This window comes from Alteromonas sp. ABH4_454 (assembly GCF_056311775.1).
Genome location: NZ_CM149972.1, coordinates 2,722,046 through 2,739,453, shown reverse-complemented (window position 1 = coordinate 2,739,453; position 17,408 = coordinate 2,722,046). Strand labels below are relative to the sequence as shown.

Below are 17,408 nucleotides of genomic sequence, written 5' to 3'. Positions count from 1 at the left end.
CTTAAAACGCGTATTGCATGGTAACTTGAGCGTGACGAGGCACGTTTGGCATAACTAAAGTTGCACCAAAATATCCGCCTTCAAAAAGCGGCTGCCAGTTTTCTTCATCAGTAACGTTAATAACATCTAAGCGTAATCGAAGATCATCGCTAACTTGGTAATCAGCATTTAAGTCTATAGTGTACTGATCGCGAATGTGTACGGTTTGTAAAAAGTCTAACGGGAAAGACTTGGTGTATAAAGCACTCGCACCAAGCTGAACATCATCCGTAACTTGCCAGCCAGCATTAATAGATGCTATTTGCGGTGGAATACCTTGCACTCGGCTGTTGGATGCTGGGAACGCGGCAAACGATGGCGATCCCACTCCCGTCCCCTCAATAATATCTGGGCGACTGTTGTCAAAGGCGTCGATAACCTGCGCCGTGCCTTGGAACGCTGCAGAGTCATCAAAACGCGCGTCTAAATAACTGTAGGCCGCATTAACCCATACGTCGTCGCCTTGGTAAAACATTTGCAATTCAAACCCTTTGGTTTTCACGCCGCTATTGCTGCCATCGCGGTTGCGTAAGCTACGGGTTTGTTCGAACACTGCCGCTTCAGCGTACCATTTGCTGTTTGGCGCGTATTTTACCCCTGCTTCATACAGAGTATTTTCGGTAGCAAAATTAAGCGGGTTAATTTCATTATTACCGCCCAATACTGTGCCACCCGCCATACTGTTTGATGTAGCATCGTTTTCGGAAAACGCAGCATATAAGTTGATGTCACTGGTTAGTTTGTAAACCGCGCTTAACTGATAGCTAGTTAACGTATCGCTATAGGTATCAGACGCGGCCGTTACTCCCTCAGGCGCTAGAGGGTCACGGGCTTCAACATCGTAATAATCTATTCTAACGCCGGCAATGGTTGAGAATTTGTCTGTCCATGTAGAACGTTGCTGCAGTGCCAACCCTGTTTGCCATGTTGTGGAATCAGTGGTGTCTGACAGGTTGAAATCGCCGCTTCCATCCCCGTCCAAATCATACTGAGCCCCCGGAGATACGAATACACCAGGACGTAACTCGACTAAACGCGCTTTTTGCGCGTCGGTAAGCGCAATAACGCGGTTTGAAATAGGCCCGGTTAAGTCAATCGGATTGTCGGCCTCTGTGGTAAACTGGCTATAGCCCAGCACGTCGTTATAGCGAAGCGCTAAGCCTACGGTAGTAAGTTGGTTATCGTTCCACTGGTAATCCACTTCAGTGCGATTTTCAAACGTATCTGCGCCGTCAATAATCTCTACAAAGCTATTTTGCGCAATTTCCTCACGTTCAAGATACTGATAATAAGTCATGTTGCGAAGCGCCACGTTATCAGCCACTTTGTATTCTACATTGCTGCGAATAACTGTGGTTTCAGCACCATTGATGTCGTCAGGGTTAGTAAATACGCGATTGCGGGGAATAACCACTTCACCGGTTGGTGAAATAATGGATCCAGCGCCCGGAACTGAACTACCATTAGGCTGAGTGCCTTGCCCAGTAATATAAATACCGTTGTCGATAAGGTCTTGCGTTGGGCGGTTTATGCCTGCGTTGTCTGGATAGTCTGTGTCGTAATATTCCGCGCTAATATCCCAAGTGAGCGCGTCGCTCGGTGTATAGCGATATGCAACAAATAGGTTTGTACTATCGCGCTCAGCAAAGTCATAGAAGCTGCCGTGATCTAGGTACTCAGCACTGAAGCGAATGCCGCTTTTCCCTTCTTCTATTGCAGTACCGTAATCTACTTGGGCTGAATACTGCTCCCAGCGCCCGGCGCGAAGGGTAACTTTACCCTTGCTTTCTGTGGTTGGCGCAACCTTGGTTTGAAGGTTAACAAAGCCACCATTGCGCTGCGTACTACCAAACAAAACGGGAGAAGGCCCTTTCACTACGTCAATTTGCTCTACGCTGTTAAAAGATAACGGCAACCCAAAACCATTATTACCAGCCTGACGACGCACGCCGTCTTGAAAAAGTTCGCCTAACTGACCGCGAATACTTGGCAAGCTGGGTGTACCGAAGCCGCTTGAAGCGTAGGCATTAGGGGCTGCCTTTACGATATCGTGTAAATCATTAATGTTAAGCGCTTCTATCGCTTCTGCCGACAATGACGTTACTGCACGAGGGGTTTCTGCTGCACTTAAACCGCTACCAAATAACCCTTTTAACGTGTTGTCGCCCGGGTTTAGCGTGTTTACGCTTTGTTGATTGCCTGTTACTTCTACGACTTCAATATCTGATACTTGCTGGGCAGCTAACGACTGACTGATGGCAAGCGCGAGTGTGCTAACGGCTAGGCCGATTATTCTTTTCATTAACGATTCCGTATTTTTATTTATTATTCGACTAGACCGATACGTGTCACAAAAAATTTCAGTACATTTAATTTTTAAAAAATTTTAGAAAACATAAAATTAGTTGAAATTTTTATTTTGAACGGTCGTTCTAGTATGCTTGCACTATTATACTTTTGGAGCATGTATGCAAAACAACACAGATATTCAAAACCGACTCGAGTGGTCACTACTTTCTCTTCGCGTAACCATTTTTATCGTTATGTTCGTTTGGACCTTAGATAAGTTTGTCAATCCAGCTCACGGCATGGCTATTTTCGAAAAATTTTACGGTATAGGCGGAGTACCTGAAATGGCCGTCTACATCATGGGCGCATTACAGCTAGCACTGGTTTTAGCATTTCTAGCAGGCCTTGCGAAAAAATATACCTACGGCCTTATTTTCATTCTTCACGGCGGCTCTACCCTTTCGTCTTTCCCGCAATATCTAGACGCCTTCAATCACCTGCTGTTTTTTGCCGCATGGCCTATGTGGGGTGCGTGCTTTGCACTGTTCCTACTGCGCGATGCTGACACTAAGTTTGCCTTTGGCAAGTAGTGACTATTCGTTGAATTAGTACGCTATATCGACTCACAAGACGCATGAACTAGATATACTCGCTAGATAGGCTGCCTGCTAAAAAATTAGCGCTCGAATGTTTCTCGTTATCGAATTCATAGGGCGCGAGGGCCTCGCCTTTTTAGCATTAGGTTTATTTTTTGGCAGCAGCATACAGTTGCTGCCATTCGCCCTCTTGTACCGGCATTATTGATAACCTTCCGCCTTTCTTAACTAAAGGCAGCTCATTAATACCTTCCATCGTTTTAATCACTGAAAGTGGCAATACGTTGGAAAATTTTTCTACAAACTTCACATCTACACGATACCAACGAGGGTTTTCTTCACTAGATTTAGGATCGTAGTATTTTGACTCAGGATTAAACTGTGTGGTGTCTGGGTACCCGTCATTCACCACTTCTGCAACACCTGCAATACCCACTAGCTTGCAGCTGGAATGGTAGATAAACACCTTATCGCCTAGCTTTACGCCGTCACGCAGAAAGTTGCGAGCTTGGTAGTTTCTAACGCCGTCCCACGGTTCAATTTGGTCGGGACGGTTTGCCAAGTCGTCTATAGAAAATGCATCAGGTTCTGTTTTAAATAGCCAATACGCCATGTTTTTATTCATTCTCTTAATATTTGAGCACTTACTAAAGCGTTTATAAATAAAAATACGCCGTACGTGCTCTATTATCTTTTTAACTAACGACAGTATACAAAGCGCTTTTATTTAATGACAGTGCTATACCTTAGCTTGGCTAAGACTGCTATAATTACGCACTTAATCTGAGCTTACGCCTATTTTGAGTTCAGCAATTCCCTGATTTATCTAGATGTGATTACTATGCAAGCCACCATTAAGGCCGACCGCGGTCTGTTTTCTTACCCTAAATATTGGCCACACTGCCTGGGTACTGCGCCTTTTCTTCCCATGTCAAAAGAGGAAATGGATGCCCTTGGCTGGGACAGCTGTGACGTTATTTTGGTAACCGGCGATGCATATGTCGATCACCCTAGTTTCGGTATGGCGGTTATTGGTCGAGTACTGGAAGCCCATGGTTTTCGCGTTGGCATTATTTCTCAGCCAGATTGGAAGAGTAAAGACGACTTCATGAAGTTGGGTAAGCCCAACCTGTATTTTGGCGTAACAGCCGGAAACATGGACTCTATGATCAACCGCTATACGTCTGACAAAAAGCTTCGTCACGACGATGCCTATACCCCAGGCAATGTAGGCGGTAAGCGTCCTGACCGTGCTGTAACTGTTTATGCACAGCGCTGCCGCGAGGCATTTAAAGGCGTACCTGTAATTGCGGGCGGTATTGAAGCCAGCTTGCGTCGTATTGCGCACTACGATTACTGGAGCGAAAAAGTACGCCGCTCAGTACTGTTCGACTCTAAAGCCGACATGCTGTTTTTCGGTAACGCCGAGCGCCCGCTTGTTGAAGTAACCCATCGCTTGGCGGCAGGTGAAGATATTGCCGATTTACGCGACATTCGCGGTACCGCAATCATCGTTAAAGAAGCCTTACCAGAATGGCAAGGTGTTGACTCTACCTCTCTAGATAGACCCGGTAAAATTGACGCCATTCCAAGCCCCTATCAAATGGAGCCCGAGTGCGACTCGCAGGATAAAGATACGAAAAGCAGTGAAGCACCTGAAGCATCGCCCATTGTTATTCAGCCTGCGCAAAAAGAGAAAGAAAAGCGTAAGCCTTGGGAGAAGGTGTACGTTAAGCTGCCAGCGTACGAAACGGTAAAAGATAACAAGGTCTTATACGCCCATACATCGCGTATTTTGCACCAAGAGACCAATCCAGGTTGCGCCCGCGCACTTATGCAGCGCCATGGCGACAGACACATTTGGATAAACCCACCCGCCATGCCTCTTGAGACTGAAGAGATGGATGCGGTGTTTGACCTTCCATATCAGCGTGTCCCTCACCCAGTGTATGGCGATGCCAAAATACCTGCATACGATATGATCCGCTTTAGTATCAATATTATGCGTGGATGCTACGGCGGCTGTACGTTCTGCTCAATTACCGAGCACGAAGGACGTATCATTCAAAGTCGTTCTGAAGATTCGATTATTCGTGAAATTGAACAAATACGCGACACCGTTCCTGGCTTTACTGGCGTAATTTCAGACTTAGGCGGTCCGACAGCGAACATGTATCGCCTTCGTTGTAAAAGCCCGAAGGCAGAAGCGACTTGTCGTCGCCCTTCCTGCGTGTACCCAAGCATATGTGCACATATGGATACCGACCATAAGCCAACGATCGACTTATACCGCCGTGCTCGCGAATTGCCTGGAATTAAAAAGATTTTGATTGCGTCTGGCGTGCGTTATGACTTAGCGGTAGAAGACCCAGAATACGTGAAAGAGCTAGCCCTTCACCACGTAGGCGGTTATTTGAAGATAGCACCAGAGCACACCGAAGACGGCCCGCTTTCGAAAATGATGAAGCCGGGTATGGGCAGCTATTACCGCTTTAAAGAACTGTTTGATAAGTACTCACAAGAAGCAGGTAAAAAGCAGTACCTGATTCCTTACTTTATTGCGTCGCACCCGGGTACCACCGACGAAGACATGCTAAGCCTTGCGATATGGCTAAAAGAAAACAAATTTAAGCTGGATCAGGTTCAGAACTTTTATCCGTCGCCAATGGCAACGGCAACAACCATGTACCACACCGAAGTGAATTCCCTTCGTAAAGTTACTAAAGAAAGTGAAGAAGTACCGTCAGCGAAAGGTGAAATTCACCGTAGACTACATAAGGCAATGCTGCGTTATCACGACCCGAAAAACTTTGCGCAAATTCGAGAAGCACTTAAACGTATGGGTCGTGAAGACTTAATAGGCCGAGGCCCTCAACACCTTGTGCCGCCTGAGACCGCTGACGAAAAACGCCAGAAAGCACAAAAAGGCCGTCGCGGTGAACGTGCGCTTACTAAGCATACCGGGCTTCCACCCACGTTTCAGGGTAAAAATGGGAAAGGCAAAAGCCGAGATGGTAGCGCGGTAAATAAAAACCGTCGTAATACAAACGGCAATAAGCAAGGTAGCGGTAATACCGCCAATCGAAATTCCGGTAAAGCTTCTAAGGCGAATAATGGCGGCGGAAACAATCGTGGCCGCTCTCAAAAACAGCCAAGCATGCATAAACGTTAAGATAACAAACGCTAAAAATAAAAAAGCCCCATGCTTTTCAACATCGGGCTTTTTTTGTGACTTTTAGCAATAGCACTGCGCTATTTCAGTTAACTATTTGTGTATCCAACCTATGTGTACCCAAGCTATACGTTTACATTCAGTCGTGAATTGGGTAGCACTCCACATTTTCAAGTTTAGCAAGCTCACCAGTTTGATCATTTCGCAGCAAGCAGTGCTTGCCATCACTTAGTAACGTAAAGCTGTACACAGGGTTGTTGTGCCTTCCCTCAACGGGTAAACCTCTGCTATCTACCTTCGCTTTCCGTTCAATTGTAATGCTTGAAGCGCTGCTAAATGCATTATCAGCAACAGTGATGGATATACCGCCGAACCAGTTGCTGATGGTATTTTCAATAGTTTGCTTTTGGCTTGCACTCGTGCTGTTAGTGATTGCTTTATGCAGCTCAGTCTCCTTGGTTGCAACACAACCAATGGCCGATGATAGCGCTATAACAAGGGCCGCAGCTGGCAGCCCTTTGCTTTTGCCTTTACCGAATAGAGCCATCATTCTTGTTCCTTGATAACAAGCTGATTGATCTTGTTGTGTAAAATAAAGTTTTCTCTGCGCTTTTCAGGCGTATCGATAGGAATAAGCTTTTCACCCACTAGCGCGCTTTGACTGCTGCGCAGTACATCTACATCAGCCGTGCCGTTGCCCGATACCACTTCAGGGCATGCTCCCGTAGCTGCAAATTCTAGTGCTGCAGACAACATACCTTCATTTGGGTCGCCTAAATTAGCAGTAAAGTCATCTTCAACTTCACATCCTGGCAGTTCAAAATCAAAGTTTGGAGTGCTGGTTGGCATAAAGCCGTCGGCATAATCACCAAAGCCTTTATTGTTCACGCCTTGGAACTGAATACTGAAGTAAGTTTCACCACAGTTGTCCGTAGGATAGAAACCATAAGGCTTACCACATGTTGTAGAGCCTATTTGTACTACCTCAACGTCTATACCGCGAAGAGCATTCATTACCGCTTCACTGGCTGAACATGTAGCATCTGTTGAAATTACGTAAACACGAGTCAGCGAAAGGCTCGGCAGTAAAGTATCGGTAAGCCGTCCGGCGTTGTAATCGATGACATTGCTGTAAAACGGCGTAGGACGAATGGTCTCACCAGTAATCGGGTCGGTCGTTGGGTTCTTGTCGTTAAATTGCAAAGTTTCAAACGTGGCATTGTTCGTTTGATTTGGACCCGCTACCATATAAGAAAGCTGAGAAGCTAACGCCAAACGTCCCCCACCGTTGTAACGCAGATCCATGACTAACTCGGTTACATTCTGCTCAACAAAGGTATCAAATGCCTCGATTAACCCTTCCTGCGCGGTAACAATGAAGGTATTAAATTGGAAGTAACCTGTTTTACCGTTTTCGGTATCGAACACCTTAACGTTTTGAACCGGCGTTACGTTGATATCAGCTGAGGTTATATCTACAGACATAGTCGAACCGTCAATCAGTTCAAACTGAAAACTTGTAGTGGTTCCGGCATCATCAGGAAACAGTCCATCGTTTAAAGCGTTTACACCTTGTTGGGTATTGTCATTAACGAAATCAACGCCGTTAATACTCACAACCTTAGCGCCTCGCGGCACATTCGCTGCAGCAGCAGGTGAACCAGGCTCTGTAAACCGCACCGTTAGCTCTCTTGGTACCGTGTTTGAGCCAAATTCCCAATCAAAACCAAAACCTGACGATATGCCAGATTGAGATAGCTCGTTATATTCAGCAGTGTCTTGTGAAAAATGAAAATTGTCTTTAGGCGTGCCGCTTGGCGTTAATTCATTGGTTTTTAACTGGTCGAAGTATGCCAATACTGAAAAGTTTTCTGGGTCGTTGTCGTCTACTTCGTCATACCATAAGTAGGTGTCGTTAGTCCAAGAACGCAGCCAGAGCTTTTCATCCATTGCAGTACCTTGGGTATCTGGATAAGCACTTCCTGTAAAAGGGTCGATTCCAGTTCTTGGCGTTTCACATTTGGCGATGAAGTCAGATTGTGGCTCATAGACACCCGCTTCCCACTCAGGCTCAGAGGTAACGGGAGTCGTTGGTGTTGTAGCTACTGGCGAGGAATTAGATGATCCACCACCTCCCCCACACCCTGCTAATAGAGAAATCGTCACCGCTAATGCAACTGAAGAATACACATACGCTTTCATAGTTCTAACATGTCCTTATTGTAAATGGCTAACTAAGGCCTACAGCTCTATACTCAAACAATAGCATAGCCGATAATGACATATCCTTATAAACCTAACTACATAACAAAAGTTTAAAATGTTTCTAATTGTAAAATCAACGAACGTTAGCTTAAGGGCGTGGCACTGCCCTTAAGCCAAGCGCTAGGTCAGTGTTTTTTAGCTAAAAGCGCGTAAAACACAGGCGTAAATATTAATCCAAACACCGTAACGCCAATCATGCCGAAAAACACTGCGTTACCCATCGCATGACGCATTTCCGCGCCTGCACCACTGGCTAACACAAGCGGAACTACGCCTGCGGTAAACGCGAACGACGTCATTAAAATTGGGCGTAATCGCTGACGGCAGGCGGCGATAATTGCGTCCATATAATGCATACCGTCCATTTGCTTCTCCCTTGCAAATTCCACCATAAGTATGGCGTTCTTAGAGGCAAGCGCCACTAAGACGACCAACGCTATTTGGGTAAATATATTATTATCACCACCCAAAATAAATACACCAAACAATGCGGATAATATTGTCATTGGCACTATCATGATGATGGCTAACGGTAAGCGTAAGCTCTCATACTGAGAGGCCAGCACCATGAATACGAAAATAATAATAAGAGGAAACACAAAGACCATAGTATTACCGGCTAGTATTTGCTGGTAGGTCATATCCGTCCACTCATAATCAATACCCGCTGGCAAGACCTCAGTTAACACTGCCTCTATTGCCGCCTTTCCTTGGTCAGAGCTATACCCTGGTGCTGGGCTACCGTTTAATTCGGCGCTAATGTATCCGTTGTAATGTTGAACGCGATCTGGCGCGGTAATGGGTTCCACCGAGACAACTGAGCCTAAAGGCACCATATTTCCTTGAGCATTTTTAACTTCAAGCCTAAGTATTTGTTCCTCACGCTCTCTAAATTGACTGTCTGCCTGTGCAGTTACCTGATAAGTGCGTCCAAACATGTTGAAGTCATTTATGTAAGCAGAGCCCAAATAAACCTGTAGCGTTGTAAAAAGTGCCTCTAAATCTATACCCTGTATAAGCGCTTGCTCCCGGTCGATTGTTAAATTCATTTGGGGCACTTGAATACGGAAACTGGAAAATAAGTCGCTTAGCGCCGGGTTTTCGTTACCCACTTTTATAACCTCTTGAAGCGTGGCAAACATTTTCTCAAAGCCCACGTTCCCCCTATCCTCTAACTGCAGTTTAAATCCTCCGGTAGAGCCTAACCCAAGAATCGGGGGCGGTGTAAACACTGCGACAAATGCTTCGTCAATATCGGCATACGCCTTGTTAAGTTTCGCCGCAATTGCCGACGCCGTCATATCCTCGCTCTGACGCTTATCAAAGTCTTCAAGTGGAACAAACACCATTGCACTATTTGGGCTGTTACTTGGCCCGTTAATGGAGCGCCCTGGAAACGCTACAGTATTCAGCACCCCAGGTACGTCTAACGCAATTTTTTGCATTTCTACGGCGACGTCTTCAGTTCTGTCGAGGCTAGACGCATCAGGCAGCTGTGCAATTGCGATTAAGTACTGTTTGTCTTGCTGGGGAATAAAGCCCCCGGGAATAGAAGAAAATAAAGCCCCAGTTGCACTTAACAATGCAACATACACCACCATTACCGCACCGCGTTTACCCAATAATTTGCCGACAAAAGCCTCATAATACTTCGCACTTTTGTCAAATACTCTATTGAATGGCGTAAACAACCTTTTCCCAAGTAAACGATTAAGGAACAGGGTAATTTTATCGTCTGGTGCATCGTGACCTTTTAACAACAGCGCCGATAACGCAGGGGACAACGTAAGTGAATTAATGGTAGATATAATGGTTGATATGGTTATGGTTACGGCAAACTGTTTGTAGAATTGACCGGTTACACCGGTAATAAAAGCCGTGGGGATAAATACCGCACAAAGCACAAAGGCAATAGCGATAATGGGCCCACTGACCTCAGACATAGCACGCTTAGTTGCGGTTAGCGGATCGTAACCAGCTTCAATGTTTCGCTCGACGTTTTCAACCACAACAATCGCATCATCAACCACAATACCAATAGCGAGCACTAGGCCAAACAAAGACAAGGTATTAATCGATAACCCGAGCAGGTGCATTACCGCAAAGGTGCCTATTAAAGACACGGGAACAGCAATCAGCGGAATGATAGATGCGCGCCATGTTTGTAAAAACAAAATAACGACTATGACCACTAAGATAATAGCTTCAAATAAGGTATCAATAACGGCATCAATCGAGCCGCGCACAAACAGCGTGGGGTCGTACGCAATATTGTATTCCATTCCAGGAGGAAAATTTTGCGCTAACCGTGCCATGGTTGCTCTTACATCGTCTGATAAAGCGATTGCATTTGAACCCGGGCGCTGAAAAACAGGTAAACCAACCGCGGGCTCAGCGTCTAACATAGCTCTTAATGCATAGTTTTCTGAGCCAAGCTCTATTCTGGCCACGTCTCCCAATCGGGTTAACTGGCCGTCATCGCCAACCTTAAGTACAATATTTTCAAACTCTTTTATGCTTTCCAAGCGGCCTTTTACATTAAGTAAAGTTTGAAACTCAATAGATTCATGGGCAGGTTGTGCCCCCAATGCACCCGCAGAAATCTGCTTATTTTGCGTACTTATAGCCTGAAAAACTTCACCTGCGGTAATGTTTCGACTTGCAAGCGCATCAGGGTCTAGCCACACGCGCATAGCGTATTTGGCACCGCCATTTAGCATGGTGTCGCCAACGCCAGGTAGCTTTTTAAGCTCGTCGATAATGTACATGTCGGCATAATTTGCAATGTAGCTTACATCCAGAGAGCCATCTGGCGAATACAACTGTATGCCCATCGCGAGATTAGGAGACGCTTTTTCAGCGGTAACCCCCAAGCGCTGCACTTCTTCAGGTAAGCGGGATAACGCATTGCTTACACGATTCTGGACCTGTACTTGCGCGACATCTAAATCTGTCCCTAAGGCAAAGGTTACAGTTATTGTTAAGCCTCCATCACTAGTTGCTAGTGAAGAGTGATACAACATATTTTCTAAACCATTAAGCTCTTGCTCAATAGGTGTAGCTACGGTTTGCCCGATAACCGTTGGATTCGCGCCTGGATAACTTGCGTTGATGACCACCGTTGGTGGCACCACCGCAGGGTATTCGCTAACAGGTAATTGCTTCATTGCAATAAGCCCGGTAATGACAAACACCAAAGAGATCATTGAAGCAAAGATTGGACGTGTTATAAAAAAATGTGAAAACTTCATAGCACTTCCTAACGCTTAGCCGTAGTCGCTACAGATAAACTGGCAGCGGGGAAATCAGCAGCCAACAAACTGCTTTTTCCTACGTCGATTTGCGATTTCCTCGGTGCTACTTTAGCACCACTTGAAACACTTCCGGCGCCATGAATAGCGATGACTTCACCCTTTGATAAACCATTTTTGATTTGTCTGAACTGGCCGAATCGTTCACCAATATCTACTTTGCGATATTGCAGTACATTGTTTTCATCAAGGGTCAGTACAAACTTGTTTTCAAGATCAGTACCCAATGACGTCTCAGGTACAAACACGCTTTCTTCAGGGGCGCCTAGAGGAAGCCTCACTCTGACAAATGCGCCAGCTTTCAGGTTGTTATTGCTCTGCTCGAACACCGCACGAACGCGAAGCGTACCTGTTTGACTATCAATTTGGTTATCGACAAAGTCGATGTCGCCTATATGTGTAAATTCGCTTTCACCAAGTAACTGCATTGCTACCTGTGAATGAGGTTGTGAATCAGAAGCAAAATATGCATTCCACGTTCGCTCGTCAATGTCGAAATAGGCGTAGCGTTTTGCGTCTGAAACAATCGAAGTGAGAACGGATTGCGCGCTAACCACATTGTTGCCCTGAGTTATAAAGGCGCGAGATACTATTCCTGAAATAGGCGCAGTGACCTTTGTATAGGATAAGTCGAGCTTAGCACTGTGAAGCTGCGCTTTTAACGCAGACAATTCAGCTTGGCGCTGATGATAAGTGGATTGACGAGCGAGGGCCTGTTCTTGCGAAAGCACCCGCGTAGCAGCCAGCTGCTCTCCTCGTTCAAACTCACTTTTAGCCTGAGCCAGTGCTGCTTCAGCACCGGCAATCTGTGACTCTATAGTTTCCACTCGACTTTTAAACTGTTCATCATCGATAGTAAAAAGCACATCCCCTTTACTTACCCTACTTCCTTCTTTAAAGCGCACCTCCTCAACAATGCCTGAAATTCTCGGCATTAATTGAACGACTTCTGGCGCTTCAAGGCGAGAGGTATAGGTTTTCCAAGACTGAGCAGCAAGAACGGCAACGGGCGCTACATCCACAGCAGGCATTTTTTCCTCGACCGCTGTAGCATTATTTCCCGCCCCACAGCCCTGTAAAAACAGAAATGTGGCTATTATTAACCCTGAGGTTATGGCTGCTTTCATATTCACTCTCCCAATCTTTGTGTACCAAATTGCGGCAAGTATAAAGCGTCAATTAATGCCTAAAAACATGCATTCAGACATCAATTTGTTGCCCATTTTGCAACAAAGAATTAAAGTTTGGCGTAAGCCTTTGATGAGATAGCCGTAAAAGACAAATTAAACTGAGAACGATAATGGACACAGCAAGCCGATTACTTTTATTTTTAGACGTTGTTGAACATGGCTCACTAATGGGAGCCGCAGAATCAAGGAAGATTGATCGCTCTGTAGTGTCAAAACAAATTAGCAAGCTAGAAGATGATTTAGGTGTTCGTTTACTTAATAGAACCACACGTTCGATTTCTCTTACCGCTGCCGGTGGCGAAATGATAAAAAAGGCGTCTGAGCTTAGAATGCTAATGCAAGATACCTTTACCGTGGCAGAAAACTTTCACAGTGAACCTACGGGTCTACTGAAGATAGCGGCAGCTCCGCTAATAGGCCGGCGTTATTTGCAACCGGTTATCAATCAATTTCAAAAAGACTACCCCCAAGTCGACATAGAATTGCGTTTAGACTCAAAAGTGGCAGACGTAGTCTCTGAAGGCATCGACCTTGCTTTTCGTGTGGGAGAGCCTAAAGACGGCTCATTCATTGCCAGACGTATAGCCCCAAATAGGATGATCATTGCCGCGGCACCCGCATTTATAAAAACCTACGGCATGCCCTCAACAATTGGAGACCTTAAGCACCTGCCAGCAGCTACCTTTGTTAGCGCGAACGCGCGTATTAAGGAAATTCACTATTTTAACAAGCAAGGTCATCCGTGCACTCAGCCAATGAAAAGTGTGTTTAGCGCCAACGATGGTGAAGTATTAATAATGAAAACACTAACCGGTGACGCTTACTTTGCAGGTCCGTGCTTTATTCTGGGTGATGAAATTGCAAAAGGAGAGTTGATCCCATTAGTCACGGATACACACTTGGCCGAATACAGCGGCATGTACGCCGTTTATCCCCACCGTGACCTGCCAAAAAGGACACTGCTTTTTTTCAACGCAGTGCGTGAATATATTGGCGAAAAAGTCCCTATTTGGGAAAGTAATATAAAAGGCTTTGAAAATATGTATCGCGCACGTACTTAAAGCAATGCGCTTCCCTCTATCTAACTCGCTTGCATACTTTATATTTACTGATGCTGCACCGGCAAAAACCCAACGCTCTTAGCCGTGAGACTGCTAATAAAAAGCCCCTCATCAGTTTTTATCGCGCCTGTCACAAAGGGGAAAGCGCCGGTAGGGTCTTGCCAACTTTGTGCTATCTCGCCTTTTTCGCTTAATTCTATAAGGTGCCCATAAGACTGCCCTTGAGGACGCATAAAACCGGGAAGGCGCTGTATCACTTTTCGAATAAATGGTTTATCAGACAGCATATCGACAGGGGCTGAGCGCGGCGACGCAAGGCCAATGTAGTAGTTGCCATTATCTGCACGGCTGATGTTATCTGGAAAGCCTGGCAAGTTATCAATAAGCACGTCGACTTGACCTTTATTTGGTCCCATAAGCCAATAACGCAGCACACGGTATTTTCCGGTTTCGTTAACCAATAGCGATTGCTCATCATGACTGACTGCCACACCGTTCGCGAATACCAACTTATCCATGAGTATTACACTATTGCCAGTGTCGGGGTTGTACTCGATTAACCTGCCATTACCTCGGTGTTCGAATATCTCAAGCAAGCTAGCATTAAGGGTACCTCCAAAGTCTTGTGCCGGAAATTTAGTGGTCGCGTCGGTAAAATAGATGTTGCCGTTTTGAGCTATATCTACATCATCTGCATAAACGACAGGTGTATTGTTTACCTTATCAACCAGCACAGAGACCTTGCCCGCTGAATTTATTGTAAGTAACCCAAGGTGGGCGTCAGCGACAACAAGGTTGCCTTTATTGTCATATTCAATCCCTAAGGGGCGACCGCCCGTATTTACCCAAGGGGAAAAAGTATCCTCGCCTCTCTTCTTCAAAAGAATAGTGCCAGAATGACTCGATGTTGCTAACGTGCCATTTTGGTTCAAGGCAAAATCTTCTGGCCCATAGTCATTGCCCATGTTAACGAGCGTTAACTGAGATAGTCGTGTGTTTTTTGCAAATTTGCCTTCAAATCCCTTATCGACAGGTGCTTGCCAAGCAACTGGCGCTATTGGTAAAGGCCACAATAGTAGGTAAAGGACAATGGATATAGCTATGAACCACATTACTTTCATTAGAATTTTGCCTTTTTAAAACGCTTCCCATTTACAGGCGTTCAGTTTTTTCACCATACCAAGCAAAGTTTCAACACTCCCCTTTCGTTTTTGAATAGTCAACTATTACTCATGCCCTATTCCGAACCTTTTACTCGACATCGCTTTTTAAGCATTACAAATTCGTAAAGTAGCATCTATAAATAACGTTCGCGCGTTTCATAATAAAATGCAGTAGAGGTACATCATGTCATTTTATTCAAGAACACTCGAAGCTTCGTACGCTAAGCAGATAGACAGAGAACTAAGAGCAAGTCACGCTGGAGAAACTGGCGCGGTATGGATATATAGAGGCGCACTATGTGCTGAATTTATTCTAAGTTTGTTTAAGATAGTGCGTCCAGCAAGGGAAACTACGGGCTTTATTTACCAGCACTTAAAAACTGAAAAGCAACACCTTGAGATTTTCGAAACTGAAATGCCACGTTTCAGAGGGAGCTTTATTCTCCCTCTTTGGATTGGGGCTGGATTTATGACAGGCTTTATTCCTCGCTTGTTGGGCAAAAATTGGTTTTTTTATACCATTTACTGTGTCGAACAATTTGTCGATACCCATTATGAAAAACAGTGTAGCCAACTCGTGATGCAACCTAACCCGCCTTCGAACGTCATCGACAGGTTTAAGCGATGCCAGATGGACGAGCAGCACCACAGAGACGAGGCAGAATCCTTAATGGCCGCAAAAGCATCGCTACCCATGAAAATGTGGGGGCGCTTGGTAAAAGCAGGCTCATCAACGGCGGTTTCCATTGCGAAGATCATTTAAGCGAGTTACCGACGTATTACATATGTAATACTGAGACCTCACATGGCGCATTTAAAACTTCTAAACACGCGCCTCTTCACTGTTAACTTGGCTCACCCGCGCATCACTATCATTCCCATCATTCTTTGCTTCTGCTCGATTAGCGCTAACGCGTTTTATTAACGTGCGTGAACGATATAAGCTCCAAATGACATAGCCCGCCATAGGAATATTTAGTTGTAGCGAAGAAATAGTGAATGCAGCACTGCCGTGAACAGCCACGTAAGCAATAAGTAAAACTAGTACGCTTAGCCCCGAAATTAGTAACCAGATTGGCTTAGTTAAGGGTTTTATTGCTACCGTCATTGCAGTATTAAGCACCACCAACCCCCAAAATACTGCAATGAGTGAACCTGCAAAGAACATATCAACCACCGCGGTTAAGGCTAACGCACTGACACTTCCCCAGACTATGCTATACCAAAGCCGACTTGCCAAAGGTGGGTGTGCTTTTTTAGACAGCCAAATTTCCATTCCAGAAACGCAAAGCATAGTTAGCATTACGCCAAGAATAAAAAACAACCATTTGCTGGTCATGCCGGCAAAGTCGCCGAAATGTAAACGATACATGGCCCAGAATATTTGCTTACCCCATTCTCCATCTTCGTAACCAGCGTCACCAATGAAATTGCCCGCTGTATCGAAACGGTAGCCTTCAGCGTAAATCATCCTGTTAGGCGCTTTCGCATATATCTCAATAAACTGCTCTGGCTCCCCGACCTCGTGTACCGTTAAAAAAATTGGCGACTTTTCAGGCGCGAGCGTTTCCATTTGCGCGAAGGCTTTTCCAATAGCAGGTTTACCTTCTTGTGGGGCGATGACCGGGTCTGGCGTGAAAATTTGGTTTATTACCGCATCTCTATCGCCGCCATAGTTCACGGTGGCAACTAACACTAAAATAATACCGGCCAAACCAAAGTAAGTTCCTGTTATGCCAATCACTAAATGAAAGGGTGCAGCCCACAGACCAAAGCGGTTGTGCAAGTCAATCTGGGCTTGCTGGCCATTACCGCCTCTTCTCAGCTTGAATGCATCTTTGCCAATCCGTTTATGAGCAATAATCCCCGTAATAACTAAGGTACATATAATGGCACCAAGGGCACTGACTAAAATCATCCCCCAGCTATGCGGCAAGTTTAAATACAAATGCAAGTCCACCAGCATTTGCGTGAAAGACACGCTTTCTTCTTCAAGTAAATTACCTTCACTATCCGCAAAATACGCTACATGATCGTTTTCAACCACCAACCGTGGAATATCGGATGTAGGAAATACAACAAAGAGATGGTGAGACTCTTCGGTATGTTTAGCTAGGAAGCTATCCATAGCTTTTTCAATCGCCTGCGGAGAAACATTCTCCATCTCTTCAATATGAGGCTGCTCCCACCTTTCGAACTCTAGGTGGAATACGGCAACCGTTCCTGAAAGGCATACTAAAAAAAGCAGTACACTTAAAAAAACACCAACCCAAGTATGTGCGTTTAATGCATTTTGTTTTGTTATTTTATCCATCGATATTC

General features: G+C 45.3%; 12 protein-coding genes. 4 read left to right on the top strand and 8 right to left on the bottom strand.

The genetic code is table 11. The annotated features are described in order from the left end of the window. Position 1 precedes the first annotated feature (1 nt). Positions 2 to 2,341: a TonB-dependent receptor gene (locus ACYX4W_RS11925; protein WP_476073332.1), complete on the bottom strand. Its 2,340-nt coding sequence runs from the start codon at positions 2,339 to 2,341 to the stop codon at positions 2 to 4. A 166-nt stretch (positions 2,342 to 2,507) separates the two neighbouring features. Here ACYX4W_RS11925 and ACYX4W_RS11920 point away from each other — a divergent pair, with 166 nt between their 5' ends. Beyond that, a complete protein-coding gene (locus tag ACYX4W_RS11920; RefSeq protein ID WP_474856149.1) occupies positions 2,508 to 2,918 on the top strand; it encodes a hypothetical protein in 411 nt (136 codons plus the stop codon). 154 nt (positions 2,919 to 3,072) lie between these two features. On the opposite strand, the gene ACYX4W_RS11915 is transcribed toward ACYX4W_RS11920, so the two are convergent. Next, a complete protein-coding gene (locus ACYX4W_RS11915; RefSeq protein WP_476054256.1) occupies positions 3,073 to 3,537 on the bottom strand; it encodes an EVE domain-containing protein in 465 nt (154 codons plus the stop codon). A gap of 228 nt (positions 3,538 to 3,765) precedes the next feature. On the opposite strand from ACYX4W_RS11915, the gene ACYX4W_RS11910 reads away from it, so the two are divergent. Next, positions 3,766 to 6,096: a YgiQ family radical SAM protein gene (locus tag ACYX4W_RS11910; protein ID WP_476073331.1), complete on the top strand. Its 2,331-nt coding sequence runs from the start codon at positions 3,766 to 3,768 to the stop codon at positions 6,094 to 6,096. 139 nt (positions 6,097 to 6,235) lie between these two features. On the opposite strand, the gene ACYX4W_RS11905 is transcribed toward ACYX4W_RS11910, so the two are convergent. From ACYX4W_RS11905 to ACYX4W_RS11890, 4 genes are all read right to left on the bottom strand, one after another. Then, complete coding sequence (locus ACYX4W_RS11905; RefSeq protein ID WP_476073330.1) at positions 6,236 to 6,646, bottom strand: hypothetical protein; 411 nt, start codon at positions 6,644 to 6,646, stop codon at positions 6,236 to 6,238. Beyond that, the gene (locus tag ACYX4W_RS11900; RefSeq protein ID WP_476073329.1) at positions 6,643 to 8,298 is read right to left on the bottom strand and encodes a S41 family peptidase; all 1,656 of its coding nucleotides are present in this window, start codon (positions 8,296 to 8,298) and stop codon (positions 6,643 to 6,645) included. Before ACYX4W_RS11900 ends, ACYX4W_RS11905 begins: the two co-directional genes overlap by 4 nt. Positions 8,299 to 8,486: 188 nt before the next feature. Next, on the bottom strand, positions 8,487 to 11,612 hold the full coding sequence (locus tag ACYX4W_RS11895) for an efflux RND transporter permease subunit (RefSeq protein ID WP_476073328.1): 3,126 nt from the start codon (positions 11,610 to 11,612) through the stop codon (positions 8,487 to 8,489). 8 nt (positions 11,613 to 11,620) lie between these two features. After that, positions 11,621 to 12,799, bottom strand: coding sequence for an efflux RND transporter periplasmic adaptor subunit (locus ACYX4W_RS11890; protein ID WP_476073327.1), 1,179 nt, complete (start codon positions 12,797 to 12,799; stop codon positions 11,621 to 11,623). A gap of 173 nt (positions 12,800 to 12,972) precedes the next feature. Here ACYX4W_RS11890 and ACYX4W_RS11885 point away from each other — a divergent pair, with 173 nt between their 5' ends. Next, positions 12,973 to 13,923 (top strand): LysR family transcriptional regulator, encoded by a 951-nt coding sequence (locus ACYX4W_RS11885; RefSeq protein ID WP_474807175.1) that lies wholly within the window; start codon positions 12,973 to 12,975, stop codon positions 13,921 to 13,923. Between the two features lie 44 nt (positions 13,924 to 13,967). Here ACYX4W_RS11885 and ACYX4W_RS11880 read toward each other — a convergent pair whose 3' ends face one another. Next, positions 13,968 to 15,044 carry an SMP-30/gluconolactonase/LRE family protein gene (locus ACYX4W_RS11880; RefSeq protein ID WP_476073326.1) on the bottom strand — a complete coding sequence of 359 codons (1,077 nt, stop codon included), beginning with the start codon at positions 15,042 to 15,044 and terminating at the stop codon, positions 13,968 to 13,970. 226 nt (positions 15,045 to 15,270) lie between these two features. On the opposite strand from ACYX4W_RS11880, the gene ACYX4W_RS11875 reads away from it, so the two are divergent. After that, the gene (locus ACYX4W_RS11875; protein ID WP_476073325.1) at positions 15,271 to 15,849 is read left to right on the top strand and encodes a demethoxyubiquinone hydroxylase family protein; all 579 of its coding nucleotides are present in this window, start codon (positions 15,271 to 15,273) and stop codon (positions 15,847 to 15,849) included. 60 nt (positions 15,850 to 15,909) lie between these two features. Here the strand turns inward: ACYX4W_RS11875 and ACYX4W_RS11870 are convergent, their stop codons facing one another. Next, a complete protein-coding gene (locus ACYX4W_RS11870; RefSeq protein WP_474856130.1) occupies positions 15,910 to 17,400 on the bottom strand; it encodes a PepSY-associated TM helix domain-containing protein in 1,491 nt (496 codons plus the stop codon). Positions 17,401 to 17,408: the final 8 nt, after the last annotated feature.

What these genes read in the sequence shown, in the direction of transcription:
- ACYX4W_RS11925 (WP_476073332.1), bottom strand. Translation starts at nt 2,341, where the DNA reads ATGAAAAGAATAATCGGCCTAGCCGTTAGCACACTCGCGCTTGCCATC.
- ACYX4W_RS11870 (WP_474856130.1), bottom strand. Translation starts at nt 17,400, where the DNA reads ATGGATAAAATAACAAAACAAAATGCATTAAACGCACATACTTGGGTT.
- ACYX4W_RS11875 (WP_476073325.1), top strand. Translation starts at nt 15,271, where the DNA reads ATGTCATTTTATTCAAGAACACTCGAAGCTTCGTACGCTAAGCAGATA.
- ACYX4W_RS11920 (WP_474856149.1), top strand. Translation starts at nt 2,508, where the DNA reads ATGCAAAACAACACAGATATTCAAAACCGACTCGAGTGGTCACTACTT.
- ACYX4W_RS11880 (WP_476073326.1), bottom strand. Translation starts at nt 15,044, where the DNA reads ATGAAAGTAATGTGGTTCATAGCTATATCCATTGTCCTTTACCTACTA.
- ACYX4W_RS11885 (WP_474807175.1), top strand. Translation starts at nt 12,973, where the DNA reads ATGGACACAGCAAGCCGATTACTTTTATTTTTAGACGTTGTTGAACAT.
- ACYX4W_RS11900 (WP_476073329.1), bottom strand. Translation starts at nt 8,298, where the DNA reads ATGAAAGCGTATGTGTATTCTTCAGTTGCATTAGCGGTGACGATTTCT.
- ACYX4W_RS11910 (WP_476073331.1), top strand. Translation starts at nt 3,766, where the DNA reads ATGCAAGCCACCATTAAGGCCGACCGCGGTCTGTTTTCTTACCCTAAA.
- ACYX4W_RS11895 (WP_476073328.1), bottom strand. Translation starts at nt 11,612, where the DNA reads ATGAAGTTTTCACATTTTTTTATAACACGTCCAATCTTTGCTTCAATG.
- ACYX4W_RS11905 (WP_476073330.1), bottom strand. Translation starts at nt 6,646, where the DNA reads ATGATGGCTCTATTCGGTAAAGGCAAAAGCAAAGGGCTGCCAGCTGCG.
- ACYX4W_RS11890 (WP_476073327.1), bottom strand. Translation starts at nt 12,799, where the DNA reads ATGAAAGCAGCCATAACCTCAGGGTTAATAATAGCCACATTTCTGTTT.
- ACYX4W_RS11915 (WP_476054256.1), bottom strand. Translation starts at nt 3,537, where the DNA reads ATGGCGTATTGGCTATTTAAAACAGAACCTGATGCATTTTCTATAGAC.